We start from the raw sequence: 23913 nt of genomic DNA, 5'->3' as shown, positions 1-23913 counted from the left end.
CGGTTGCAATCAATGTGGGTCCAGTTGCAATGATTGTGGTCCCGAGCGCCGAGGCTAGTTGCAATGATTGTGGGCCGGAACTTGCGATGATTGCGATCCCGGCCGCGGATGATTGCGGTCCATTACAGATAGGGCGCGCCAAACAATCATTTCCCAGCGACGGCGCGCCACGCTTTGCGATTAGGCCCCGATTGCACTATTCCCAACTCTATCTGATCAATTATCGCAGGCGCGCATTTCCGGCTGGCTCATGCTTTCAACCATCGTCCTTTATGAAATGACTGACTCGTCGCGCCGCATCGATCCCGCGGAGAGCGTTGTGCGAACCTTGAGTTCGCTCGTGAAGGCGAACGTCGAGGGACTTCTCGGCGATGTCGCCATTGCGGGACCAGCGGAGCAGGGCCTTGGCTTCATCGCGGATCATGCCGGCTGCGGCTTGATTGAGGCGACGGACGAGGCCGAATGGTTGCGCCGCGCGATAGAGGCGGCGCGTGGGCCGCACCTTTTCCTGCTGCGATCGGGCTTCGCGCCGCAGGCGGGATTCATCGAAGAGGCGGGCGATTTCATCAAAGCACGATCGGCCAGCCTCAGCGGCCGCGCCCCGGCTGCGCTGCTGCGCGCCGCGCCGGAGACATTCATCGAGCGCGTCTTTCCAAACGCCGCGCCATTGGCTGGTCTCATTGCTTCGCGCCAGCGCTGTCTTGAGGCTTCGGCTGGCCGGCTGGCCGCCCTGGCGCGATCCGTCACTCCGGCGACGACTTTGCGAACTCATGCGCGCCGCGTAGGGTGACGCGCGTTCGCGGCGTCATCGCGCAAAAGTGTTACAGGCGTCGACCTCACCGGATTTCAGGCCCGTGTTGAGCCATTGCTCGCGCTGGGCCGCCGAGCCATGCGTGAAGGAATCCGGCACGATATAGCCTTGCGCGGCCTTTTGCAGGCGATCATCGCCAATCGCCTGAGCGGTCCTCACCGCCTTGTCGATATCGCCAGGGTCGAGGATCTGGTATTTTTTTTGCGCATTGGCGGCCCAAACGCCGGCCAGGCAGTCGGCCATGAGTTCGACGCGCACCGAAATGGCGTTCGCCTGGGCTTTACTCGAAGCGCGCTGCTGCGCCGCCTGAACCTTCGGCAGGATGCCTAGCAGGTTCTGGACATGGTGGCCGATCTCATGCGCGATGACATAGGCGTAGGCGAAATCGCCGCCGCCGCCGAGCTTCTCTTTCATGTCGCGAAAAAAAGACGTGTCGAGATAGACTTTCTGGTCATTGGGACAATAGAAAGGCCCCATCGACGCGCTCGCGCCGCCGCAGCCCGATCTCGTCGAGCCGTTATAGAGCACGAGTTTCGGTTTGACGTAGGCGACCCCTTTCTGGGACGGCAGGATATCGGTCCAGACATCTTCATTCTCGGCGAGAACCGCCGCGACGAACTGGCCCATTTGGTCCGAGGGAGCGCCAGCCTGCCGCGACGGCGGCGGGGCGCTCTGCGTTTGACCGCCATGGCGCGCTCCGCTCATCATCTCGGCGCCCCCGATCAGGAGGCGCGGGTCGATGCCGAGCGCCCAGCCGATCAGACCGAGCACGACGATGGCGCCGATGCCGAGCTGGCCCCCGCCAAAACCTGGGCCGCCGCCGGCATATTCGGTTTCACCGCGCCGATCTTCGACATTATCGGAACGGCGAAAATCTTCCCATCTCATAAGCGGCTCCCGGCTAAGGCATGACTCCGTTTGTGGATCGGATCATGCATTCAAATCATGAGATAAAGCGAATGAGGGATGCAACGTAAACATCAATTTCGGTCCAGGCGACGGCTCGAAACGTTCGTAATGGTTTCGATTGAGTTCATCGTTGCAACAGGGAACAAACAAAAGCGCGATATCTGAATAGCGGCCATCGCCTTTAAGCTGCGCAATCGGCGTCGCGATGACCAAGGGCCATGTTTTTGTTCGTTTTCATGCGGAGTTTTCCTAAATCTGCGCGCGCAGCCGCACGATCTCCCTGGCGAGCAGCCGCAGATCCTGCCAGGCCAGTTTCTTCTGCGCGGGTTGCCGCAAAAGATAGGCCGGATGAAGCATGGCGATCGCCTTGATCGTCGCGTTTCCGACTGCATAATTGAACCAGCGCCCGCGCAATCGCATGATCCCGTCTTTCGAGCCAAGCAGGGTCTGCGCCGAGGGGGCGCCGAGGCAGACGAGGATTTTTGGACCAACGAGTTCGATCTGCCGCTGGATAAACGGCAGACAGGCGGCGGTCTCGATCGGGGTCGGGGTTCGATTGCCAGGGGGGCGCCACGGAACGATGTTGGCGATATACACCTTGCTGCGCTCAAGCCCGATTGAAGCCAGCATCTTGTTCAGCAATTGACCGGCGCGGCCGACGAAAGGCGCGCCCTGCCGATCCTCGTCCGCGCCCGGCGCTTCGCCGACGAACATAATTTCGGCCCCGGCCTCGCCGTCGCCGAAGACGAGCTGGGTCGCCGTGGTCTTGAGGCCGCATCCTGTAAATCGCAGCAGCTGCTCGCGCAGTTCCGCAAGGGTTTGAGCCGACGCCGCGGCCGCCCGCGCGTCCTGCTCGGCTTCTTCCACAAATGCGACCGTGCCTGCTGCGCGCGGCGGAGTGGCGGACGCGGTCGGCTGGCGCGGCGGCTCCTCCCTTTGTATTACGCGTTCAGGCTCCCGCGCTATCGGTGAAGCCGAAGCTTGCGCTTCCGCCAGCCGATCATGCGGCGCCTCGTCGAGCGCGATGTCGACGCCCATGTCGGCGTACCAGCGCAACAGTTGGGTAAGGCCGTCCGGCACGATGCGAACCTGTGTAAGCTGTGAATCCATCGCCAAATTTTACGTGCGGCGCTCAAGCCATCGAAGCAATGTTCAAGGTCTTGGCGCGGCCGCGCGTTTCAGCCTGTCATTGATCGCCTCGCCAAGGCCAAAATGCGGGATCGGCGCAACGGCGATCGAGGGCGACCCCATCGCGTCGAGTTCGCGCAGGAAACCGAAGAGATTGGCCGCGGCCTCATCGAGATTTCGCCCCGGCGACAGGTCGAGTACTGCGTCTTGCGCAGAAAATCGACCGCCGAAATCGAGTCCGGCTTCGCCATGTTCGACACCCGACGCGTCAAGGCGAAGGCGCGCTCGCGGCGCGTAATGTGAGGAGAGGGATCCCGGCGCGATGATCGCGCCTTCGCTTCTGGCGCCGCCGAGCGCGACGCCCAAGGTTTCTTCGATCAGCGCGCGGGAGAGACCGCCCGGCCGCAGGAGGCGCGGAGGCCCGTCGAGACACGCGACGATCGTCGATTCGACGCCGACGGGGCAGGGCCCGGCGTCGAGAATGAGGTCGATGTCGTCGGAAAGATCCTCAAAAACATGGGCGGCGCTCACAGGACTGACGCGGCCGGAACGGTTGGCGGAGGGCGCGGCGAGAGGGCGCCCCACGGCGGCGATAAGGCTGAGAGCCGCCGGATGGGAGGGGATGCGCAGGGCGATCGTCGCTTGGCTTGCCCGCGCGAGATCGCAGACCGTCGCATGGGGGGCCAGGGGGAGCACCAGCGTCAAGGGGCCCGGCCAGAAGCGCTCGGCGAGTTGGTTCGCCTCACGTGAAAACACACCCTGCGCCTTCGCCTCTTCGAGGCTCGACACATGGGCGATGAGCGGATTGAAGGATGGACGTCTTTTCGCCGCATAGATGCGCGCGACGGCGGCCTTTGAGGTTGCGTCCGCGCCAAGGCCATAGACCGTCTCGGTCGGGAACGCGACCAGTTGTTCCGCGCGTAGAAGGCTCGCCGCCGCCGCGATGCCGGCAGCACTGGCCTCGCATATGCGCGCGCGCGGCGCGACGATGGCGGAGCGAAGATCCTTGTTCATTTAGCGAAGCTCATCGGCGCGGCCTGCTCCAAGGATTGGCTTTGGCCTTTCGCCGCCTGATCGAAACGTCGCTGGGCGTCTTCGATGACCGAGACATTCCGCACGGCCCAGGCGCCGAGTTCGCGCACCGGAACCAACAGGGAATGCCCGAGCGGCGTCAATTCATAGTCGACGCGTGGCGGGATGGTCGGGAAAACCGTTCGCGTTACAAAGCCGTCGCGCTCGAGGCCGCGCAACGTCAGGGTCAGCATGCGCTGCGAGATTCCGCCGACGCGTCGGCGCAGTTCGTTAAAACGCATCGGACCATCGCCCAAAAGCATGACGACCAGAACGCTCCACTTATCGCCGATGCGGGACAGCACCGGCGCGACGCGGGCGCATTCGCTGGGCACATGCGTGTGACTCTGTTCCAAAAATGTGCCTCCTTGCGCCTTCTTTACAGGTACGCATAGTGCCTTGGTTACAAACCTATACTATGAAAGAGCATCGGTCCATGAAACTTCTGCACATCGATTCCAGCATTCTCGGCGGCTATTCGGTCAGTCGTCAGCTCTCGGCCGATATCGTCGCGAAGCTGCGCGAGATCACCCCCGGCCTTGAGATCATCTATCGCGACCTCGCCGCGGAGCCGACGCCTCACCTTTCAGGTTCTTACCTCGCTGCGCAACAGCCAGGTGCTCCGGCGCCCGACGCTGAGGTGCGGCAAGACGTTGCTCTCGGGGCCAAAATTCTGGACGAATTTCTTGCCGCCGACATCGTGGTGATCGGCGCGCCTATGTATAATTTCGCGATCCCAAGCCAGCTCAAGGCCTGGATCGACCGGGTGGTCATCGCCGGAAAAACCTTTCGCTATTCCGAGGCAGGCCCCGAGGGGCTGGCCGGGGCTAAGAGAGTGATCATCGCCTCGTCGCGCGGCGGCGTATTCTCGGGAGGCGCCCCCGCCGCGGCGCTCGATCATCAGGAGAGCTATTTGCGCGCCGTTTTCGGCTTCATAGGCATTACCGGCGTCGAAATCCTGCGCGCCGAAGGCATTGCATTTGGGCCGGACCCCAAGGCGGAGGCGATCAAAGCGGCCCAGCACGAAATTTCTAATCTGAAAGCGGCCTGAGCCGGACCGCAGCGGGCTGGCGCTCATATTGGATCGTGCAGGCCGTCCACCTTGGCGGTCGGCGCGATCCCCGACGAAGCTTTTCCAGACCGCACGAAGCGCGACCCTATTTCGCCAAAACCTCGACATCTCTGTCGACCGTCGATTCGACCTTGAAATTGGTTTGATAGACGTTGCTGTCGTGCCTTGCGATGGCGACATATTCGCCTTCCGCGAGAACCAGCGAGGGGAAGGCCCCGATCATTTCGCGAATGACGTCGCCGCCGGGCGTCAGGATCGTGAAGGAGGTGTTGGCGAGCGCTTCGCCGCTTGGACCGCTGACGAGCTTCAACGTCATCGTCGCCGCGCGATGGCGCAAGGTCGCGTCAGTCAGTTTGCCTGGCTGCACATGCAGATCGGCGCTAATCACCGAATTGGTCGAGTTGACCGAGCCATTGCTCTGGGGGTCGAGCAGAGTCGAAACGACGTGATAATTGCCTTCAGGCAAGCCGATCATATCGCCGGATTTTCCATTAGCGACGAGCTTTGCTTCGGAGTTGTTTCGCTCCGGAACATAGATTGAGATTTGCGTTTTCGCAGGAGCGATCGGCGCATCGCCGAGCATGCCGACAACGCGCAGCGCGCCGGCGTTGAGAACCAGTTTCTCGGTCACGCTCTTGCCGTTGATCTCGACTCTTTTTGTTGCGCCAGCAAGGCCAAAGGCGGCATGGACGATGAAATTGCCGTCGCGAAGGGTGAGCGCCGGCGCCGCGTCCGTGGAGTCGGCGACGAGTGTGTGGGAGCCGTCGAGTTCGGCCTTTTCATCAAAGACGCGCCAGTGAACGCCGGCGCGCAGCGGTTGCGCGTCGGTCGCGCCGAGAAAAGCGCTAAGGTGCAGGACATTGCCCTGCGCCGCCTGTGGCTTCGCCGCTTCTTCGCCCGCGGGCAGGCGCAAGGGCGGAATGTTCGATGCGTCCGGCGGAGCCGTATTCGGAGTTTGCGCCATAGCCGCCGTCGTGAGCCAAACGCAGGCGAAGAGGGCGCCGGCAAAGCTCAAGAGCGCTTTCATCGCAGTGGTCTGAGGCAAATCCGCGCCCGCTGCGCGCAAACATGCGCCGGTCGCGGCGCGCCAATCGGGCTTCACGTGATCCCTTACTCCTCGGTCTTATGCAGGATGGTCGAAAACGCCGCCGACAGATTTGCAAATGACAGCGGCCGGAAAGCGAATTCAATGCTGTGGCGTCCCGCCGGCACTTCAACGCCGCGGAACAGAATATTGGCTTTCAGCATCGGCTGCGGCTTGCCGTCGACGCGAACCTCCCATCCAGGATAAAAGAGATCGTGGAGCACGACAATGCCGGCTTTGTCGGCGTCAACGTCGAGCGTTACCGCATTGTCGGAGTAATTCGTGATCTCAACACGCGACGGATCTGGCGTCGCGACCGGCGGCGCATTGAAGCTTGCGCCGGAAACGCGGTCGCGGACCTGCCGGAGATCATCAAGGTTTGCCTGATCGATCAGCGCTTCGTGAGTGCGGTCGAAGTCCGGCATGACGTGTTCGTCCAGCACCTGTTCGCTATCGACAATTTTGACGTCTGGCGCGAAATAGGCGCGGGGCGCGGCTTTGCCAAGCTTATAAATATACATATTGTCGCTCGAATAGATCAAAGCGGCGTTCGGGCGCGGCACGTGGCGCGGCAAGCGCGTCAAGGGCCGATCGAGGACCAGATATTCAAGCCCGAGCAAAGATGCGAGGCGGCATTTGTAGCCGCGAAACGTGCCAGGGAAATGGCGCAGATTGGGATCGCCGGCATTGTCGCCGGGGCCGACGGCGCGCTCATAACCGTCGATGCGCAGGGGGTTGTAGCCGACGGTATTTTCCAGCTTCAGCGCCATCGAGGCGTTTTGCCAGGGACCAGGCAGCCCGAGGATCTCGACGCGCGGATGCTCGCCATCATGCGTCTTGGCGGCGATTTCGCGACGCAGCAGCGCGACGCCCGCCGCCTCGCCCGGCCTCATCGTCGCGAAGACGCTATAGCGGCTGACCGGCTCGGCGTTGAGCGACGAGGCGGCGTTGCGCCAGACGATCTCGCCTCCGGTGATGACAACGAATAAGGCCGCCGCCACGGCCCGCCTGCGGCGATCCTGCAAGGCGAACAGAAGCGCCGCTCCGACGAGGCCGATCGCGGCGGAGACGCCAAGCTGGCCGATCGAAGTCGCGACCCGGCCTTCGCGGAGGGAAAAGGCGAGGCCAGTGCCGATCAGACCGGCGACGGCGAGCGTGGTCGCCGCGGCCAGCGCCCAGCCGAACCATCGCGGCGTTGCGCCGAAAAAGCCCGGCAGACCGTCGAGGACATAGCGATGCAGCAAATAGCCCGAGCCGAAGGCCAAGGCGATATTGAGGATGAAGGTGGCGTCGGCCGGCCGGCGATAGAGCGAAACGCCCGGAATCCAATCGAAAGCGAGGGAGAAGAACGGCGTGTAGCGGCCGAGCGAATACAAGGCCGCCACGACCAGGACAATGAGGAAAAAGCGAATGCCGCGCGCGAAGATCCGACCGGCTGCAAGCCCATGCCACACGAAAAGGAGAATCGGCAAAGTGCCGACGAAGAGATAATCGACGGCGCGGTCGGTCCAGTCGGCCCGCGTCATCGTGTCGTAGTCCGGCCCCCAATAATCGTAAAGATGGTCAAGCGAGCCGAAGAAATTTGGCACGATGAGCGTAATGAGATTGACGGGGGCGAGCGATCCCGCCGCCGCGACGCCAAAGGCGATGCCGGGGCGGTTGGAATCGCCGAGAAACTGCATCGTCAGCAGGGCCGGAACGAAGAGAATCGCGCCGATCACGCAAGCTGCGAGGGTGAGCACGCCCAGTCTCGCGCGAAGATAGGCGAAAGCGGCGCCGGATTGCGCGATGGCGAAAATGACGCGCCCGGCCAGAACCATGCAGAGCAAATAGGCGACCTGATCCCGCCCCAGCGTCATCAGCGCCGCGAAGACGCCGAACAGAACGGCGAACCGATAGGACCGCCGCTCCAGGGCGATTTCGAGGCACCAAAGCGCCGCCGGAAAGAACGAATAGGAAATGATCATTCCCGTGTGCTGCAGTCGCGACGAGGCCGCGCCGCCAAGCATGAAAATCAGCGCCGCGAGGACCGCGCCAGCGGGGCTCCAGCGCCGCCGGCGGAACAGTCCCAGCATGGAAAGCCCGCCGAAAGCGAGATGAGCCAGTATGACGCCGTCAAACAGCTGCATCGAGGCGTTGGGCGCAATGAGCGCGAACAGCACCATGCTTGGGGTGAAGAGCAGCGATTGCGGATCGGCTACGGACGGGTGTCCGGCAAAATGATAGGGATTCCAAAGCGGGATCTCGCCGCGATGAAGGGCGTCGGCGAGAAAACGGAACATCGGATAGAAATGATTCTTGGAATCCCAGGGCACCACCGCTCCGCTTACCAGCCAGCAGGCGAGGGCGAGGCCAAGGAACGCCAGAAGGGCCATCACGGCGAAGAAGCTCGCCCGGCCTGTCCAGACCGGCGCCTGAAGCCGCTCCTCCACTTCGGAAAGCCCTCGGCGCGCATGGCGGCCGAGCGTGGTTGAAGGGTAGGGGAGCGTATCGAAAAACGACATTAGGATGGAGTTCCGATGGGCGGGTTCGTAATGGAGGGGCAAGCGAGTTCTTGCCGCGTCTCAGCAAACTGCTGTGTGATTGGGCACATTGAGGCTGGCAGAGTGCCAATTCGCCAAATTATACGGCGTTTTCAAGGAGCGGATGAAGCGAAGCCCGCGCATCGCGGATTCTTGAACGCATTGTGACCCTCGACTTGGGAACGCGCTTCAATCTGACCAGCATATGCCCCGAGCGCGTCCCGAAGCTGGCCTCTCCATTTCCTTGCCTTCTCCCCGGTCAATTATGCTTGTTCCATAAACAAAATCGCCAGATGTCATCGAGGCGCGCTTGTGTCTGTCAGCGCGGCGGGATTTGATCGCCGCCACCCCTTCTATGCCGAGTTCAGTGAACCTGCCATGAACGAACTGATCGAAAAGCTTAAGACCCGGCGCTCGGCGCCGCCGGCGACCTTGTCAGGTCCCGCACCCACCGCCCAAGAGATCGAAACCCTGCTGACGATTGCCGCTCGGACGCCCGACCATGGCAAGCTCGCGCCCTGGCGCTTCATCGTCTTCGAAGGAGACGCGCGCGAGCGCGCCGGAGCCATCATCGCGGACGTCTATGCGCAAGCGAACCCGGGGGCGGGCGCTGAACGCAAAGCCGCCGAGCAAACGCGCCTGAGCCTCGCGCCGCTGGTGATCGCGGTGGTGTCGCGCGCGGCGCCCCACCCGAAGATTCCTGAATGGGAGCAGGTTTTATCCGCGGGCGCGGTCTGCATGAACCTCGTCGTCGCGACAAATGCGCTTGGCTTCGCCGCCGCCTGGCTGACCGAATGGTATAGCTATAATCAGGAGGTTCTGGCTCGGCTTGGCGTTGGGGCCGAAGAAAAAATCGCCGGGTTCGTCCATATCGGCCGCAATGACTCGAGGCGCGAGGATCGCGTGCGGCCGGCGCTCGCCGATATCGTGACGCGATTTTAAGGAGGTGTGTTCGGAAAGCAGCAGTTTTTCCCTAGCAAGACCGTAGGCTGAACATTGAAATATTGAGCATTTTCGATAGGCGTCGAAGGAAACAGGGCTCCGTTCATGAGAATTAACGCTGATTTCACGCGTCGGATTGTGGTGCGCCGTGGCGATGCGCAATGGACGCCCTCGCCGCAGAAGGGCGTGGAGCGGCTGATGCTCGACCGGATCGGCGGGGAAGTCGCCCGGGCGACGAGCTTCGTGCGCTTTGCGCCGGAAACCGACTTTCCCGGTCATACCCATGGCGGCGGCGAAGAAGTTTACGTCATCGACGGCGCGTTCGAGGATGACAATGGGCTCCACGCGGCCGGCGCCTATATTCGAGACCCGATCGGCTCCTCCCATGCCCCATTCAGCGCGCAAGGCTGCACGCTTTTCGTCAAGCTCTGGCAATTCGACAAGGACGATCACGATCACGTCGAAATCGACACGGCGTCCGGCGAATGGCGCAAAGCGCCGGAAGGCTTTGCGATTCAACCGCTGCATCATTTTGCCGGGGTCACGACCTTCCTTGTCCGGCTTGATCAAGGCGCGACCCTTAACCGGGCTATCCACCCCGGCGGCGAAGAGATGGTCGTTCTCGCTGGCGCCTGCGCTGACGCTGAGGGGGACTATCCGGCGGGGACCTGGATCCGCGATCCCGGCGGGCGCGTGCAGCGCCTGTTTTCGGCGGGCGGATGCACGCTGTTCGTCAAGACCGGCCATCTTGCGGCGGCGGCGGCCGCGGCGCGGATGGCCGATGAGGCCGCCTCCGGCGCAGGATAAAATCTCAGCTGACCGCCGCGCTCGCGCCAGGCTGATCCTGTGCGCTTCTTCCCGGCGCCTGAAATCCGAGTTTCTCCGCGCCGACGATCTGGATCTTTTGAGGATCGACCGGCGGTCCGTCGAAAAACTTATGCTCCTTGAACTGTTTGAATATTTCGAAATGGAGATCGCTGCGTACGCGCGTCATGATTTCGACGTCGGCGACAAAGGCTGCGAGTTCGAAGCTGAGGGTCGATCCGGACATGCCGGTAAAGAATATTTGCGGCGCGGGAATTTTTAATACGCGGTCATTGCCCCTGGCCGCGGCGAAGAGAACCTCCCGTACTTTTTCGGGATCAGCGGCGCCGTTGACGGTCACGGCGATGACGATCCGTCCGCTTCTGTCATTGCGGACGAGATTCTTCACGACGCCGGTGATGAGGCTCGAATTCGGAATGATCACCTGCGCGCGGTCGACAGTTTCGATCTCGGTCGAGCGCACATTGATGCGGCGGACAAAACCCTGGTCTCCGCCGACGATAATCCAATCGCCGACGCGCACGGCGCGCTCCCAGAGCAGGATCAGCCCCGAGACGAAATTATTGACGATCGACTGCAGCCCGAAGCCGATGCCGACCGAAAGGGCGCCGGCGACAATGGCGAGTTTTTCGAAGCTAAGGCCGAGATAGCCGAGCGACAGACCCGCGGCGAGAATAAATCCGACGTAGCCAAGGCTTGTCGTGATCGAATTGCGCAGTCCGGAGTCTAGCGTGGTGTGCGGGAGCAGGGATGACTCGAGCCAGCCCTGCAAGCCCCGGATCGCCGCCGAGACGAGTCCGAATATGACTGCTGCAATGACGATCGAGGCCGGAGAAATGACGACATCGCCGATCTTGAAGCCGAAGAACGCGGAGCGAAGATCAAAGGGGACGTCGGTCGATTGCAAGCCCCACGGCGCCAGCACCGCTATGACCGCGACGATCAACAGGGTGAGCCGCAGGACGCCCGAGAGCAGGATGCCGACCAGTTCCAGCGAATCGCGCTGAAGCCCTATGCGGTTGATCAGCCAATGCCCGAATTTCGCCGCCGGTTTGAACCCGGTCGCGATCGCCTCTTCGACCAATATGCTCGCCATAAAGTAAAGGGAGACGACGGCAGTGGTCCAGAGCGCCTGGTCGAGGAAGAAACTTGCGAAAGTCGGGTAGCCGACAAAGACGCCGATTGCGACGACGAACGCGGCGACCATGGCGGCGGCGCGCAAAATGCCGAACCAGTTCCAGCGTCTCGTGAGCGCGGGGCCGAAGCAGTCGACATCGGTCGCATCGGCGCCGACGCGCCAAAGCCCCACAGCGAGGGCGATCGCCGCCATCAGCGCGCCAAGGCCGCGCGTCGCGACCGAAAATGAAAGCGAGCCGTCCACGGCGTCGTTGAAAGCTTCACAAAGGCGCGTCGCCGAAACGATCGAGGCGACGGCAGTCGCGACGCCGACGAGAAGCGCCGCCGCGCTGTCGCCGATCGGAGGCACGCGCCAGTTCGGCCGCGTCGGCGCAAACAGACCGCGGGCGATGCCGGCGGCGACCGCGATGCGAAGAACGCCGCTGCCGATCGCCTCGAAGACCGCTTGCAGGCGCAAGGTGGTGAGGTCAGCGGCGTCGAGCCCGAAAACGACGATGTAGGTCAGCGCGACGGGCGGAACGGCGATGACCAGGGCGATCCACCAGGCGCCGAGAATTTTGAGCAGACGGCCCGGCTTTTCGACGGCGCTGCTGCGCGCGAGAACGCGTTTGGCGAGCACGGCGAGCGGAATGTAGGCGAGAAAGACGGCGGCAAGACCAAGCCAGAACGCCGCCAGCCTCCAGCCGTCGAAGCGGGCGCTGATCCTTGACGCCCAATCGCTGAACAATGAGCCGATGTCTTCGATATTTCCGGGCGCCTCGCGCCAGACGTCGGTCCAGAGTTTGGCGTTGGCGATGCTGGTTGATCGCTGAAACAGGGATCTCGTGAACAAGGCGCGCCGTCTGGCCGAGATGTCGGTTTTCATCTGCTCTGCGCGAACGGAGAGCAGCTTGGCGCGCTTCAAGAGTTCGTCAGCGTTGCTGAAGCTTTGCTGCTGCGCAGTTCGCTCCTCGGTGACGGCTGGATTTTCAGGCGGCGATTTGTCGTCGGGCGGCGCGCCGAGCTGGTCCAGCCTCGCCTTGATCTCGGCGATGCGTGGCGTGATGCGCTCGGTGACGGTGTTGACGGAATCCGCGATCGGGCCGATCTGCTGGCGAGCGCCGGCAAGGTCGCTATCGCTCTGATTGTGGCGCTCGAGGCCGGTCGAGATATTATTGAGGGCGGCGTTCGCCTTGTCGAGCGTGTCGGCGAGGCGCGCGAGATCCGGCGCCGGAGCGGCCGTCGCCGCGGGCTGGGCTGGCGCCGCCTTGGCCGGGGCAGGCGTCGCGGGCGGCGGAGCTTGCGTCTGCGCTCGCGTTGGAGTCATCGCCAGCAACGTCATGATGCCGAGAACGCAAGCGAGATATTTCAATAATGCTTCCTTTCAAAAACAGGGACCCGCGCCGCGCGGGCCGCAACGCAAATGCGCCAAATGAGATCACCGCACGCGATCGCAAGCGCTCTCTGCGGCTACGCTGGCGTCAGGGCTCGCGGAACCCGGCGGATAAACATGCGCTCGGCCCTTGTAATCACTGATCTTATAGGCCGGCTTGGCGCTGGTTTCATCGACGTAATTGGGGCCGATCGGCGATTTGCCGTGACCTCCGGGCAGGTCGAGAACGTAGGCTGGCTGGCATAGGCCGGAAAGGCGGCCGCGCAACTGGCGCATCAACTCGCGGCCCTTTTCGATTTCGACGCGAAAATGCGCCGTTCCGGGCGCGAGATCCAGCTGGTGCAGATAATAGGGCTTGACGCGCGTCTCGACAAATCCACGCATCAAAGCGCTCAGGGTCTCGACGTCGTCGTTCACTCCTGCGAGCAGCACGCTCTGGCTCAGCATCGGAACGCCAGCGTCGATGAGGCGCGCGCAGGCCGCGCGGGCCGATGGCGTCAATTCGCGCGGATGGTTGGCGTGCAAGGCGACATATACCGTTTTGGCGGATTGCCGCAGGGCTGCGATCAGATCCGCGCTGACGGCGTCAGGATCGACGCAGGGCACACGCGTGTGCAGGCGTACGATCCTGACGTGTTCAATGGCCTCAAGGCGCTTCATGACGTCGGCGAGGCGTCGCGGCGACAAGGTGAGCGGATCGCCTCCTGTCAGAATCACCTCCCAGATGCGCGGCTGCGCGGCCACATAGGCAAGCGCCGCGTCGAGGGCTTTCGGCGCAAGATGCGTGGGGCTACCTGGTCCGACGACCTCGCGACGGAAGCAGAAGCGGCAATAGACCGGACAAATATGCAATAGCTTCAAAAGCACACGGTCGGGATAGCGATGAACGACGCCTTCAACCGGGCTGAAGGCGCTATCGCCGATCGGATCGCTGAGTTCCTCGGGGCGCGGAAAGAGTTCGGCGAGATCGGGAATGAATTGGCGTGCGATGGGATCGCGCGCATCCTTCGGGTCGATCAGTTCCGCGACCGCCGGCGTCACGCCGATGGCGTAGGACCTGGCGATGCTCTCAAGCTCCGCCCGGCGCGCCTCCGGCGCGAGGCCGGCGCTGATGAGGTCGGCGGCGCTGCGAAGCGTCGGAGGCGACGGGCTCATTTCGCCCAAACGCCTTCGGCGACCGGCGTCCAGATCACCTGCTCGATGTGGGGCGCGCCGGTCGCAAGCATGACGAGCCGGTCGAAGCCGAGCGCGATGCCGCTTGCCGGCGGCATCACAGCCAAGGCGGCGAGGAAATCCTCGTCGATCGGATAGCTCTCGCCATAAATGCGCTGGCGCTCCGCCATCTCCGCCTGAAAGCGGCGCCGCTGCTCGTCGGCGTCCGTCAATTCGCCGAACCCATTGGCGAGCTCAACGCCGCAAGCATAAAGTTCAAAGCGCTCAGCAAGCCGCTGATCCTCTTGTAAATTCGCCAAGGCAGCCTCGCTGGCCGGATAATCCATGAGGATTGTCGCACGACCGTGTCCGAGATGAGGCTCTATTTTGACGGAAAGCAGCTTGCTGAAAATGTCCGACCAGCTGTCGTCTCGCACGACCCGGACGCCGCATTTTTGCGCGTTTGCCGCGAGCGCCTCGCGGTTTGGGGTCAATCCGTCGATCGTCGCCAGCAGATCAATCCCGGCGTAGCGATCGAAGGCCTCCGTCACGCTCAAGAGCTCCAATTCCTCGAACGGATCGGCGATCGCGCTCCCATAGGTCAATAAATCCGCGCCCGCCGCCTTGGCTGTCGCGGCGAGAATCCCGGCGCAGTCCTCGATAAGCCGCTGATAGGGCGCGTGCGCCCTATACCATTCGAGGAGCGTGAATTCGGGATGGTGGAGCCTATCCCGCTCGCGATTTCTGAACACGTGGGCGACGGTAAATATACGCTCCTCGCCGGCCGCCAGCAGCTTTTTGGCGGCGAACTCCGGCGACGAATGCAGATAGAGAGGCGACGCCCTTCCCGCCCCATCCTGCATTTGAGTGGCGAATGCGCTGATATGGGCTTCGTTGCCCGGCGAGATCTGTAAAATGGCGGTGTCGACCTCGACGAAAGATTGCGCGCCGAAAAACGCCCGCAGGCCAGCGAGCATCCTCACGCGCGCCTTGAGGAAGGGGCGCCGGTCCGCATGGATATCCGGCCGCCACCAGGGCGATCGCGCGCTCACCATGCTATTTCGCTTGAAAAGCGCGGCGGAACATGGCTAGCGATAGGCGCAAGCGCGGACGCGCATCGCCGACCCAAGTTTTCTTCAGTTCGCCCGCGAATGGCTCCGTCCATGGTTGCACTGAAGCAAACCTGCAAGGCCATCGCATCCGGCTCCAGTTTCGAGAACCCGGACGCCCAGGCGGCGAAGGCCGGCGTTCGCATCGTTTGATCGTATAAAGGAAAACCAGTGAAAGTCATCGCCAGTTCGATTCGCAAAGGCAATATTATCGAGAGAGACGACGGTCAGCTCTATGTCGTCCTGACCGCTGAAAGCTTTCACCCCGGCAAGGGCACGCCGACGACGCAGATCGACATGCGCCGCCTCTCCGACGGCGTCAAGACGACGGACCGCTACAAGACGACCGAGCAGGTCGAGCGCGCCTATGTCGAAGATTCCAATTTCAGTTACCTTTATCAGGACGCCGACGGCTATACCTTTATGAACGGGGAGAATTTTGACCAGGTCATCGTTCCGCCCGCGGTGATCGGCGATCAGGCGATCTATCTGCAGGAAGGAATGAATTGCGTCCTCTCGATGTTCAACGGGGTCGCCGTCGCCATCCAGCTGCCGGCGCGCGTTACGCTCGAAGTCGTCGAGACCGAGCCGGCGATGAAGGGCCAGACGGCGTCCTCGTCCTATAAGCCGGCAAAGCTCTCGAATGGCGCTCGGGCGATGGTGCCGCCGCATATTTCCCCTGGCACGCGCATTGTCGTGCAGACCGAGGACGGCTCCTACGTCGAGCGCGCCAAGGACTGAGAAGGGGCGGCCGACGATGCGGATAAAACGAAAAAGGCCACCCGATCGGGCGGCTTTTTTCCTGAAATGCAAGCGTCGAAACATTCTTGCCGGGGGGAATCGAGTCTCCCGCCGGCCGCGCGATCAGAGCTTTGAACCCAGCTTTTCCTCGATCTGGTTCAAAAGAATCTGAAACCGATCCGGCTGGCTTTCAGGGCAGGGAAGCTCGAACACCCTGCGCAAACGGCTGCCGAATTGCGCGCACATGGGGCCCGCGCCGGAAAAGTCCATTTCCGGCATTTCGAAGCGGCTTTGATAGGTGGCTGGGCCCTGGCTCAAAAAGCTGCCCTGTTTCAACATCTTATTCATGATCACTGCTTCTTGATCGCCCGATCATTAACCTTTGATCCATCACTTTGACCAAACTAGGGTTTTAACGCGGCAAGAATCTTGCCGCCTTATCGTGCGGCCTGTTGATCCATCCAACTTCAGACGCGATATTTCGTTCCATGTCATAAATATGGCCAAGCAACCTTGCCCGAGTTTGGAGCGCTGATCCGGCTTTGCCGGCGAAAAGCGGCCCTGCAACGGTGAAGACTCCGTTTGAAAAATCGCAGCCCCCTATAGAACCCAAAGACGCTGCTCTCGCTCGATCGTTTCAAATTGGAGCGATGATGCTTTCTTTTCTGTAACCCAATGGTTGATGTGCTTTTTTAGAGGCGGTCATTTCTCGAAACATGCTTTAGAAATTCTCAACGGCGCCGCTACGGGGCGAGCGCCGGAGATCACTTTGATCTTGCGTCATGGGCTCTCTTTGAGTCATTTGCGTTTTCGAAAGCTGCGCAGGACTGCTTCAGGAAAGAGTAGACCATCGTGTCACAAGCCACCGACATCGACGCGGGATCGACCGTCGCCATCATTGGCGGCGGGCAGGCTGGCGCGGAAGCCGCCACGCTACTCCGCCAAAACGGCCATAAGGGCCGCATCATTTTATTCGGAGAGGAGAAGCATCTGCCCTATATGCGGCCGCCGCTCTCCAAGGCCTATCTCGCCGGCGAGATCGGCGCCGACGCGCTGATCTACAAGGCGCCGGTCGCATATGAGAAAGCAGGCGTCGAATTACGCCTCGGCGAGCGCGTCGCCGGCATCGACCGGGAGGCGCGACGGCTGCGGCTCGAAAGCGGCGAAAGCGTCGCCTATGACAAGCTGGTCATCGCCGCGGGCGGCCGGGCGCGCGAGCTGAGCGTTCCCGGCGCGAAACTGCGCAACATCTTCTATCTGCGCACGATCGCCGACGTAGAGCTTTTGCAGCCTCAGCTGCAGCCTGGCCGCCGCCTCGTCATCGTCGGCGGCGGCTATGTCGGCCTCGAGTTCGCGGCCGTCGCCATCAAGCGCGGTCTTAGAGTCACTGTGCTCGAGGGAGCGCCGCGCGTGCTGGCGCGCGTGACGGCGCCGGAGGTCTCGGCGTTTTACGAACGCTTTCACCGGGCCGCAGGCGTCGAGATCCGCACCGGCGTCGCCGTCAGCGGATTTACGCCGGGGCCGGACGGCGAGAACGTCGGCGCCGTGCAATGCGGCGACGGGCTCTCGGTCGCGGCGGATTTCGTTCTCGTCGGCATCGGCCTCGTTCCCAACACGGAGCTTGCAGAGGAGGCGGGACTTGTCATCGACGGCGGCATTCTCGTCGACGACGTCTCGCGCACCAGCGATCCGGATATTTTTGCAATCGGCGATTGCGCCGTCCATGCGCGGCATGGATTTCTGCAGCGCAAGATGCGGCTCGAATCAGTGCCGAACGCGCTCGAGCAGGCGCGAACGGTCGCGGCGGTCATCGCCGGCAAGCCGGCTCCGGCCGCGACGGCGCCGTGGTTCTGGTCCGATCAGTATGACCTCAAGCTGCAAATGGCCGGCATCTCGGAAGGCTATGACGAACTCGCCATCCGCGGCTCGACGGAAGGTTCGTCCTTCATTGCGTTCTATCTGAAGGATGGCCGCGTGATCGCCGCCGACGCGATCAACCGCCCCGCCGAATTCATGGCCTCGAAAAGGCTGATCGCCGATCGGGCAAAGGTGAGCGCGAAGGACCTCGCCGACGACTCCGTTCCGCTCAAGTCGCTCATCGCGGCCGCTGCCGCCGCGGCGTGAGTTTTCAATGCTTCGGCTCGAACACGGGCGAGGCTTTGCGCGGCGAGGGTTGCGTCATATTTTCGACGCCCAGCAAATCGCCAAGCTGGGCCTCGGTCATCAAGCCTTCTTCGAGAACAATGTCGGCGACCTTGCGCCCCTCGCGCAGCGCCCGCCGCGCAATGTGTGAACACGTCTCATAGCCGAGCATCGGCCCGAGGGCGGTGACAAGTCCGATGCTGTTCTCGACCAATTCGAGGCAGCGTTCGCGATCGGCCTCGATGCCGACGACGCAGCGCTGATCCAAGGTTTCGATCGCAGCCGTCAACATTCGCAATGAGGTCAGGATCGCATAGCCAATGGTCGGCTCGAAGGCGTTGAGCTGAAGCTGGCCGCCTTCCGCGCACATCGTCACGGTCAGGTCATGACCAATGACGAGGTAAGCCACCTGGCTGACGACCTCCGGGATGACCGGATTGACCTTGCCCGGCATGATGGACGAACCGGCCTGCACCGCCGGCAGGCGGATTTCACCGAATCCCGCGCGCGGGCCGGATGATAGAAGGCGCAGATCGTTGCAGATCTTCGACAGCTTCACCGCGATGCGTTTCAGAACGCCGGAGAACAGAACGAAAGCGCCCATGTCCGACGTCGCTTCAATGAGATTGGCGGCGAGGGTCAGGCGCTGGCCGGACAGGCGCGCCAGCTCGGCGACGGCCAGCGAGGCATAGCGCGGATCGGTATTGATGCCTGTGCCGATCGCCGTCGCGCCGAGATTGATCTCGCGAAACAGCGCGGCGGCCTCCTGCAGACGATCGACGTCCTCCTTGATCGTCACGTGAAAGGCGTCGAATTCCTGGCCGAGCGTCATCGGCACGGCGTCCTGCAACTGGGTGCGGCCAATCTTCAGCACGTCGCCGAATTCGACAGCCTTGGCCTTGAACGCGAAGGCGAGATCCTGCAGCGCGTGGACGAGTGATTCGGTGGCGAAGATCACCGCAAGCCGCAACGCGCTGGGATAGGCGTCATTGGTGGACTGGGCCATGTTGACGTCGTCGATAGGATGAAGCGAGCCATAGTCTCCGCGCGGCCGGCCGATCAGTTCGAGAGCGACATTGGCGATGACCTCGTTCGCGTTCATATTCGTCGACGTGCCGGCTCCCCCTTGCACGGCGTCGACGACGAATTGATCGAGAAAGCGTTTGTCCTTGATGATGAGGCCGCAGGCCCGGTCGATCGCCTCCGCCTTGCCAGAAGCCAAATGGCCAAGACGCCGGTTGGCGCGCGCCGCCGCCTGTTTGACGAGCGCCAGGGCGCGCACAAGTTCAGGAAAATGCCCGACAGGCACGCCTGTGATGGGAAAGTTTTCGACAGCTCGCAGCGTATGAATGCCCCAATAGACATCGGCCGGGATCTCGGCTTCGCCAAGAAGGTCGTGCTCGCGCCGGGTCGGAACAGCGGCGAGTTCAATGGAGCGGGTCGTCGCCAGCGCGAGCGTTGTCGGTGAAGCCTCGGACGCTTCTTCGAAAGGCCGGTCGAAACAACCCTCGGTCATGGCGCCGTCTCCGTGGAGTTCACTTTGCGGAGGAGATCCGCATCGATTGAGATCCGAAAACGGTAATGATTCGCTCCGTCCCCGGGGTGATGTCGTGTCTCCCATTATATAGGCGCGCTTTGCCGCCGCCGCGTCATTGCGCACATCGATTCGCGCCCCTCGAGGCGGGAAGTTCCCAGAGAGGACCTCGAAAATTAAGCATTCATGAATCGCGCGAAATAGGCCAGCGCGGACGCGCCGCCTATCGGCGCCTCAGAGCCTCGCTGAGAGCCGCGCCGAGCGCGCTCTGGGTCGCGCTCTTCTCCTGCCGCGTCGATCTTTGCTGCTGCGCCCGCACTTGCGGATCGCCGCCTGCGCCCCTGGCTGAGCTCGGAATCGCCGAAGCGGAGCCGTCGTCTTTGCGCATGGAGAGCGCGATGCGCTTACGCTTCAAATCGACGTCGACGACGCGCACTTTTACGACGTCGCCGGCTTTGACGACGGCGCTCGGGTCCTTGATGAAGCGATCGGCGAGTTGTGACACATGCACGAGCCCGTCCTGATGCACGCCGATATCGACGAAAGCGCCGAAATTGGCGACATTGGTCACCGTTCCTTCGAGCATCATGCCGGGCTTCAAGGCGCTGATGTCATCGACGCCCTCAGCGAAGGTCGCCGTTTTGAATTCGGGACGCGGATCGCGGCCGGGCTTTTCAAGTTCGAGCAGAATGTCGCGCACGGTCGGAAGGCCGAAACGCTCATCGACGAAGCGCGCCGGATCGAGCGATTTCAAGGCCGCCGAATCGCCCATCAGCGAGCGAATATCGCGTCCGCACGAGGTGATGATTTTCCGTGCAAGACCATAGGCCTCAGGATGGACGGAAGAGGCGTCGAGCGGCTCCGTGCCGTTCGTGATGCGCAAAAAGCCTGCGCTGAGTTCGAAAGCGCGGGGCCCGAGGCGCGGCACCGCCAGAAGATCGCGCCTTGATTTGAAGGCGCCGTTCTGATCGCGATGCACGATGATGGCGTCGGCCAGCGAAGCGGTGAGGCCGGATACGCGCGACAGCAGCGGCGCCGAGGCCATATTGAGATCGACGCCGACCGCGTTGACGGCGTCCTCGACGACGGCGTCGAGCGAGTGGGCAAGGCGGGTCTGATTGACGTCATGCTGATATTGGCCGACCCCGATCGCTTTCGGGTCTATCTTGACGAGTTCGGCGAGCGGATCCTGCAAGCGCCGCGCGATCGAGACCGCCCCGCGCAAGGACACGTCGAGATCAGGCATCTCCGCTGCGGCTCTGGCCGAGGCGGAATAGACCGAGGCGCCAGCCTCGCTGACGACGATCTTGGTCGGCTGCGGCGCGGGCAGGGCCTTGATGACGTCGCCGGCGAGACGGTCGGTTTCGCGGCTCGCCGTACCGTTGCCGATCGCGATCAGTTCAACGCGATGCTTGCGGATCAGACGCGCCAGTTCCGCCTCGGCGCCCATCACATCGTTGCGCGGCTGAAACGGATAGATCGTCGATGTGTCGAGCAGCTTGCCCGTGGCGTCGACGACGGCGACCTTGACGCCGGTGCGGATGCCGGGATCAAGGCCCATGGTCGGGCGCGGGCCGGCAGGCGCGGCGAGAAGAAGGTCTTTCAGATTGCGGGCGAACACTTCGATCGCCTCGGCCTCGGCGCGCTCGCGCAGTTCGTTCATCAGATCGAGCGTCAGGTGAAGCGAGAGCTTGACCCGCCAGGCGAAGCGCACAACGTCGAACAGCCATGCGTCGGCGGCGCCGCCTTGGAGCGATATTGAATAATGCTGCGCGATCATCTGTTCGACCGGCTTCACCGGCGCGACGCTATCCGCGTCGATCTCGATTTCGAGCGATAGCGTCTCCTCGTTTCGGCCGCGCAGCATGGCGAGCGCGCGATGGCTCGGCGTCGTCGCCCAGCGCTCGCTGTGATCGAAGTAGTCCGAGAATTTTGCCCCGGCTTCCTCCTTGCCCTCGATAACGCGGGCGCGAAGCATGGCCTTGCTTTTGAGATAGGCGCGCAGGGCCCCGACGAGATCCGCATTCTCGGCGAAAGCTTCGGCCACAATATCGCGCGCGCCCTCAAGCGCCGATTTCACGTCCGGCACGTCGCCGGTCAGGAAAGCTTGCGCAAGCTCCGCCGGAACGCAATCGCGATTGGCCAGAATCTGGTCGGCGAGCGCGCCAAGACCGCGCTCGCGGGCAATTTCGGCGCGAGTGCGGCGTTTCGGCTTGAAGGGCAGATAAATGTCCTCAAGTTCGGCCTTGGTGGCGGCCGCGGCGATTTTCCCTGCGAGTTCGTCGCTCAATTTGTCCTGAGCGCGGATCGATTCAAGGATGGCGGCACGGCGCGTTTCAAGCTCGCGCAAATAGGCAAGCCGTTCCTCGAGCTGGCGCAACTGTGTGTCGTCGAGGCCGCCGGTCGCCTCCTTGCGGTAGCGGGCGATGAAGGGAACGGTCGCGCCTTCATCGAGCAGATCGACGGCAACCTTCACCTGATCCGGCCGAGCGGCGATTTCGGAGGCGATGGTCTTCAAAATGCGGTCGATTGCAGCAGCCATTCGGGTCGTGTCCTCGTCGATTCGGGGTCTGGACCTTAGGGCAGACGAGGGGGGATTCCAACATCGGCGCGCTGCGGCGATCGGAGCGCCGCCACGCCGCAAAGCGTCAAGGTGACGCGCCGGCAAGCTCGGACGTGAGTTGCTTTATCCGGCCGCTCTCGTTGGCGAAGCCACGAATGATTCGCGGCGCCGGGCTCATTGAGCCAGAGCCCTCGCCAGGGCGCCGGCCGAAAGTCCCCGCTCTATCAGGTAGTTGGCGACCTTCACATATATCATTCGCAAGGCGTCGCAATAGACCGACCGATTGTCGTAGCGCCGCTCATCGTCATAGCGGTGCAGCATTGATCCGCCATTGCAGGCCGATACCCATACGCATTTGCAACACTCGGACGGCGCACTGCGACTGGCGCGATGGGAGCGCATCCATTCGCTGGAGAGCAGATCGGCGAATGAAACATCCGACACGGAGCCTCCATGCCACATTTCGCCTGGCGAAGACGAGCGCAGAATATCGTCAGCGCCAATTGCGCCGTCTGTTTCTATCGTCAAGGTCGTCGCCGTGGACCGGCCGAGGCTGGCGAGAAAACTGGGGCCGCCGACAAGAAGTGAGACAATCGAACTGAGGATGCGAATGTCCACTTCCGCATCCTCGCGCGAGGACCACTCGTCGAAGAGATCGCAGAGGAACCGGCCATATTCGGAAATCGGGAAGGGCGGTTTATGAGCATGATTGAAGTCAGGCAACAGACAGTCGAAATGCTCGATCTTTAGATCATCGACGAAATGTCTGTATATTTTTCTGGCGTCTCGTCTTGGATCGATCACGCATAAGACGCCTACCGAGTTGATGCGTTTGGCGCTGGCGGCCTCCTGGAGTAACTGAAGCCCCTTGCAAACCCTCTGATAAGTGCCGCCGCCGCGGTGATCGACGCGCAACTCGTCGTTATATTCGGGCGGGCCGTCGAGGCTCACTCCAACACGCACGGAATGCCTCTGGAACACGTCGATCCAGTCTTGATCGACAAGCATTCCGTTCGTTTGTACGGCGAGTTCAAGGCGCGTCAGCGATCCTATTGCTTCGACCATCTCGCCGCACCAACGGGAAAAACGTATCTTTGGCAAAAGAAGCGGCTCGCCGCCATGGAAAATGATTTGGACAGAGTTGATGGGGTTTGAAGCGCAGGCGCTCCGCAGAAACGGAAGCATATCCGCGAAGACCTTTTCGCCCATCAAGCGCGGACGCCTCCGCCAAGTCTCATCCGGCCCATTGTACATATAGCAGTAACTGCAATTGATGTTGCAGCTTTCCGCAACTTTCACAACCACGGACAGGTTCATCTGGATTCGGGGCGTTGTGGTGATTTACTTCTATTTCTGTCTATCCCATCTCTCCCAGCCACAAAGCTGGCGCCCCGGCTGCGCTGCGTCGATCGCTTTCGCGGCGATCGGACTTTTCGCCTTTAATTCAGCGAGGGGATGCTCGTGATCTTCGTCGGCCGCTTCGATGATGTGAACCCCTTCTTTCAGAAGATCCTGCAGCGCGGCGCGGAAGGAGGGGGTGGCATAACCATGTACCAATGTGTGGACGGAGCGGCTCTGAGAGAATGTTTCGACGGCCTCTTTGCCAAGCTTAGGCTTTTTTTCTTCGAGCGCGCCCAGCTTTTCCTGATCGTCACTCTCGATTACCGGAATAAGTTCCGCTCCGGCGTCGATAAGGGCTGTTAGAAGCTTCCCTAAATTCTCCGTCACCGTAACCTCCCTGACTAATCATTTATCGAACAAGCTTTTGAGGAGCCGATATTGTTTTCCGGCGCTGTTGT

20 protein-coding genes are annotated in these 23913 nt (G+C 62.1%); 6 read left to right on the top strand and 14 right to left on the bottom strand.

The window, feature by feature from the left end; all coding sequences use genetic code 11:
- The first annotated feature begins 250 nt into the window (after positions 1 to 250).
- Positions 251 to 790, top strand: coding sequence for a transposase (locus MPC4_RS06985; protein ID WP_174511879.1), 540 nt, complete (start codon positions 251 to 253; stop codon positions 788 to 790).
- 15 nt (positions 791 to 805) lie between these two features.
- On the opposite strand, the gene ypfJ is transcribed toward MPC4_RS06985, so the two are convergent.
- The 4 genes from ypfJ to MPC4_RS06965 form a co-directional block, all read right to left on the bottom strand.
- Positions 806 to 1699, bottom strand: a complete 894-nt coding sequence (ypfJ, locus tag MPC4_RS06980; protein WP_174511878.1) for a KPN_02809 family neutral zinc metallopeptidase — start codon at positions 1697 to 1699, stop codon at positions 806 to 808.
- Between the two features lie 270 nt (positions 1700 to 1969).
- Complete coding sequence (locus MPC4_RS06975) at positions 1970 to 2830, bottom strand: uracil-DNA glycosylase (RefSeq protein ID WP_174511877.1); 861 nt, start codon at positions 2828 to 2830, stop codon at positions 1970 to 1972.
- Between the two features lie 42 nt (positions 2831 to 2872).
- A complete protein-coding gene (locus tag MPC4_RS06970) occupies positions 2873 to 3862 on the bottom strand; it encodes an L-threonylcarbamoyladenylate synthase (protein WP_174511876.1) in 990 nt (329 codons plus the stop codon).
- Positions 3859 to 4275 carry a winged helix-turn-helix transcriptional regulator gene (locus MPC4_RS06965; RefSeq protein WP_174511875.1) on the bottom strand — a complete coding sequence of 139 codons (417 nt, stop codon included), beginning with the start codon at positions 4273 to 4275 and terminating at the stop codon, positions 3859 to 3861. The genes MPC4_RS06970 and MPC4_RS06965 overlap by 4 nt, the downstream gene beginning before the upstream one ends.
- An 80-nt stretch (positions 4276 to 4355) precedes the next feature.
- Between MPC4_RS06965 and MPC4_RS06960 the strand changes: the two genes are divergently transcribed.
- Positions 4356 to 4970, top strand: coding sequence for an FMN-dependent NADH-azoreductase (locus MPC4_RS06960; RefSeq protein WP_174511874.1), 615 nt, complete (start codon positions 4356 to 4358; stop codon positions 4968 to 4970).
- A 106-nt stretch (positions 4971 to 5076) separates the two neighbouring features.
- Here the strand turns inward: MPC4_RS06960 and MPC4_RS06955 are convergent, their stop codons facing one another.
- Positions 5077 to 5955 carry a hypothetical protein gene (locus MPC4_RS06955; protein ID WP_425312427.1) on the bottom strand — a complete coding sequence of 293 codons (879 nt, stop codon included), beginning with the start codon at positions 5953 to 5955 and terminating at the stop codon, positions 5077 to 5079.
- A 146-nt stretch (positions 5956 to 6101) separates the two neighbouring features.
- Complete coding sequence (locus tag MPC4_RS06950; protein ID WP_174511873.1) at positions 6102 to 8579, bottom strand: YfhO family protein; 2478 nt, start codon at positions 8577 to 8579, stop codon at positions 6102 to 6104.
- A gap of 396 nt (positions 8580 to 8975) precedes the next feature.
- Between MPC4_RS06950 and MPC4_RS06945 the strand changes: the two genes are divergently transcribed.
- Positions 8976 to 9539, top strand: coding sequence for a nitroreductase family protein (locus tag MPC4_RS06945; protein WP_174511872.1), 564 nt, complete (start codon positions 8976 to 8978; stop codon positions 9537 to 9539).
- A 105-nt stretch (positions 9540 to 9644) separates the two neighbouring features.
- On the top strand, positions 9645 to 10346 hold the full coding sequence (locus MPC4_RS06940; protein WP_174511871.1) for a cupin domain-containing protein: 702 nt from the start codon (positions 9645 to 9647) through the stop codon (positions 10344 to 10346).
- Between the two features lie 4 nt (positions 10347 to 10350).
- Here the strand turns inward: MPC4_RS06940 and MPC4_RS06935 are convergent, their stop codons facing one another.
- The 3 genes from MPC4_RS06935 to epmA form a co-directional block, all read right to left on the bottom strand.
- Complete coding sequence (locus tag MPC4_RS06935) at positions 10351 to 12852, bottom strand: DUF3772 domain-containing protein (protein ID WP_174511870.1); 2502 nt, start codon at positions 12850 to 12852, stop codon at positions 10351 to 10353.
- Between the two features lie 66 nt (positions 12853 to 12918).
- A complete protein-coding gene (locus tag MPC4_RS06930) occupies positions 12919 to 14028 on the bottom strand; it encodes a lysine-2,3-aminomutase-like protein (RefSeq protein ID WP_174511869.1) in 1110 nt (369 codons plus the stop codon).
- Positions 14025 to 15080, bottom strand: coding sequence for an EF-P lysine aminoacylase EpmA (gene epmA, locus MPC4_RS06925; RefSeq protein WP_174511868.1), 1056 nt, complete (start codon positions 15078 to 15080; stop codon positions 14025 to 14027). The genes MPC4_RS06930 and epmA overlap by 4 nt, the downstream gene beginning before the upstream one ends.
- Positions 15081 to 15305: 225 nt before the next feature.
- Between epmA and efp the strand changes: the two genes are divergently transcribed.
- Entirely contained in the window at positions 15306 to 15875 is a 570-nt protein-coding gene (efp, locus tag MPC4_RS06920) for an elongation factor P (protein WP_134487325.1), read from the top strand.
- 123 nt (positions 15876 to 15998) lie between these two features.
- Here the strand turns inward: efp and MPC4_RS06915 are convergent, their stop codons facing one another.
- Positions 15999 to 16223 (bottom strand): hypothetical protein, encoded by a 225-nt coding sequence (locus MPC4_RS06915; protein ID WP_174511867.1) that lies wholly within the window; start codon positions 16221 to 16223, stop codon positions 15999 to 16001.
- 504 nt (positions 16224 to 16727) lie between these two features.
- On the opposite strand from MPC4_RS06915, the gene MPC4_RS06910 reads away from it, so the two are divergent.
- On the top strand, positions 16728 to 17999 hold the full coding sequence (locus tag MPC4_RS06910; RefSeq protein ID WP_174511866.1) for an NAD(P)/FAD-dependent oxidoreductase: 1272 nt from the start codon (positions 16728 to 16730) through the stop codon (positions 17997 to 17999).
- Between the two features lie 4 nt (positions 18000 to 18003).
- On the opposite strand, the gene MPC4_RS06905 is transcribed toward MPC4_RS06910, so the two are convergent.
- The 4 genes from MPC4_RS06905 to MPC4_RS06890 form a co-directional block, all read right to left on the bottom strand.
- The gene (locus MPC4_RS06905; protein WP_174511865.1) at positions 18004 to 19533 is read right to left on the bottom strand and encodes an aspartate ammonia-lyase; all 1530 of its coding nucleotides are present in this window, start codon (positions 19531 to 19533) and stop codon (positions 18004 to 18006) included.
- A gap of 241 nt (positions 19534 to 19774) precedes the next feature.
- On the bottom strand, positions 19775 to 22093 hold the full coding sequence (locus MPC4_RS06900) for a Tex family protein (protein ID WP_174511864.1): 2319 nt from the start codon (positions 22091 to 22093) through the stop codon (positions 19775 to 19777).
- 195 nt (positions 22094 to 22288) lie between these two features.
- The gene (locus tag MPC4_RS06895; RefSeq protein WP_280514753.1) at positions 22289 to 23431 is read right to left on the bottom strand and encodes a radical SAM protein; all 1143 of its coding nucleotides are present in this window, start codon (positions 23429 to 23431) and stop codon (positions 22289 to 22291) included.
- Positions 23432 to 23461: 30 nt separating this feature from the next.
- Positions 23462 to 23842, bottom strand: coding sequence for a hypothetical protein (locus MPC4_RS06890; RefSeq protein WP_174511862.1), 381 nt, complete (start codon positions 23840 to 23842; stop codon positions 23462 to 23464).
- Positions 23843 to 23913: the final 71 nt, after the last annotated feature.

It is taken from the genome of Methylocella tundrae (assembly GCF_901905185.1).
In the GTDB taxonomy this organism is placed as follows: Bacteria; Pseudomonadota; Alphaproteobacteria; order Rhizobiales; family Beijerinckiaceae; genus Methylocapsa; species Methylocapsa tundrae.
Note: the sequence above shows the minus strand (reverse complement) of the source record. Positions and strands in the feature narration are given on the sequence as shown.

What these genes read in the sequence shown, in the direction of transcription:
- MPC4_RS06975 (WP_174511877.1), bottom strand. Translation starts at nt 2,830, where the DNA reads ATGGATTCACAGCTTACACAGGTTCGCATCGTGCCGGACGGCCTTACC.
- ypfJ (WP_174511878.1), bottom strand. Translation starts at nt 1,699, where the DNA reads ATGAGATGGGAAGATTTTCGCCGTTCCGATAATGTCGAAGATCGGCGC.
- MPC4_RS06900 (WP_174511864.1), bottom strand. Translation starts at nt 22,093, where the DNA reads ATGGCTGCTGCAATCGACCGCATTTTGAAGACCATCGCCTCCGAAATC.
- MPC4_RS06970 (WP_174511876.1), bottom strand. Translation starts at nt 3,862, where the DNA reads ATGAACAAGGATCTTCGCTCCGCCATCGTCGCGCCGCGCGCGCGCATA.
- MPC4_RS06905 (WP_174511865.1), bottom strand. Translation starts at nt 19,533, where the DNA reads ATGACCGAGGGTTGTTTCGACCGGCCTTTCGAAGAAGCGTCCGAGGCT.
- MPC4_RS06985 (WP_174511879.1), top strand. Translation starts at nt 251, where the DNA reads ATGCTTTCAACCATCGTCCTTTATGAAATGACTGACTCGTCGCGCCGC.
- epmA (WP_174511868.1), bottom strand. Translation starts at nt 15,080, where the DNA reads ATGGTGAGCGCGCGATCGCCCTGGTGGCGGCCGGATATCCATGCGGAC.
- MPC4_RS06945 (WP_174511872.1), top strand. Translation starts at nt 8,976, where the DNA reads ATGAACGAACTGATCGAAAAGCTTAAGACCCGGCGCTCGGCGCCGCCG.
- MPC4_RS06960 (WP_174511874.1), top strand. Translation starts at nt 4,356, where the DNA reads ATGAAACTTCTGCACATCGATTCCAGCATTCTCGGCGGCTATTCGGTC.
- MPC4_RS06950 (WP_174511873.1), bottom strand. Translation starts at nt 8,579, where the DNA reads ATGTCGTTTTTCGATACGCTCCCCTACCCTTCAACCACGCTCGGCCGC.
- MPC4_RS06915 (WP_174511867.1), bottom strand. Translation starts at nt 16,223, where the DNA reads ATGAATAAGATGTTGAAACAGGGCAGCTTTTTGAGCCAGGGCCCAGCC.
- MPC4_RS06895 (WP_280514753.1), bottom strand. Translation starts at nt 23,431, where the DNA reads ATGAACCTGTCCGTGGTTGTGAAAGTTGCGGAAAGCTGCAACATCAAT.
- MPC4_RS06955 (WP_425312427.1), bottom strand. Translation starts at nt 5,955, where the DNA reads ATGGCGCAAACTCCGAATACGGCTCCGCCGGACGCATCGAACATTCCG.
- MPC4_RS06940 (WP_174511871.1), top strand. Translation starts at nt 9,645, where the DNA reads ATGAGAATTAACGCTGATTTCACGCGTCGGATTGTGGTGCGCCGTGGC.
- MPC4_RS06930 (WP_174511869.1), bottom strand. Translation starts at nt 14,028, where the DNA reads ATGAGCCCGTCGCCTCCGACGCTTCGCAGCGCCGCCGACCTCATCAGC.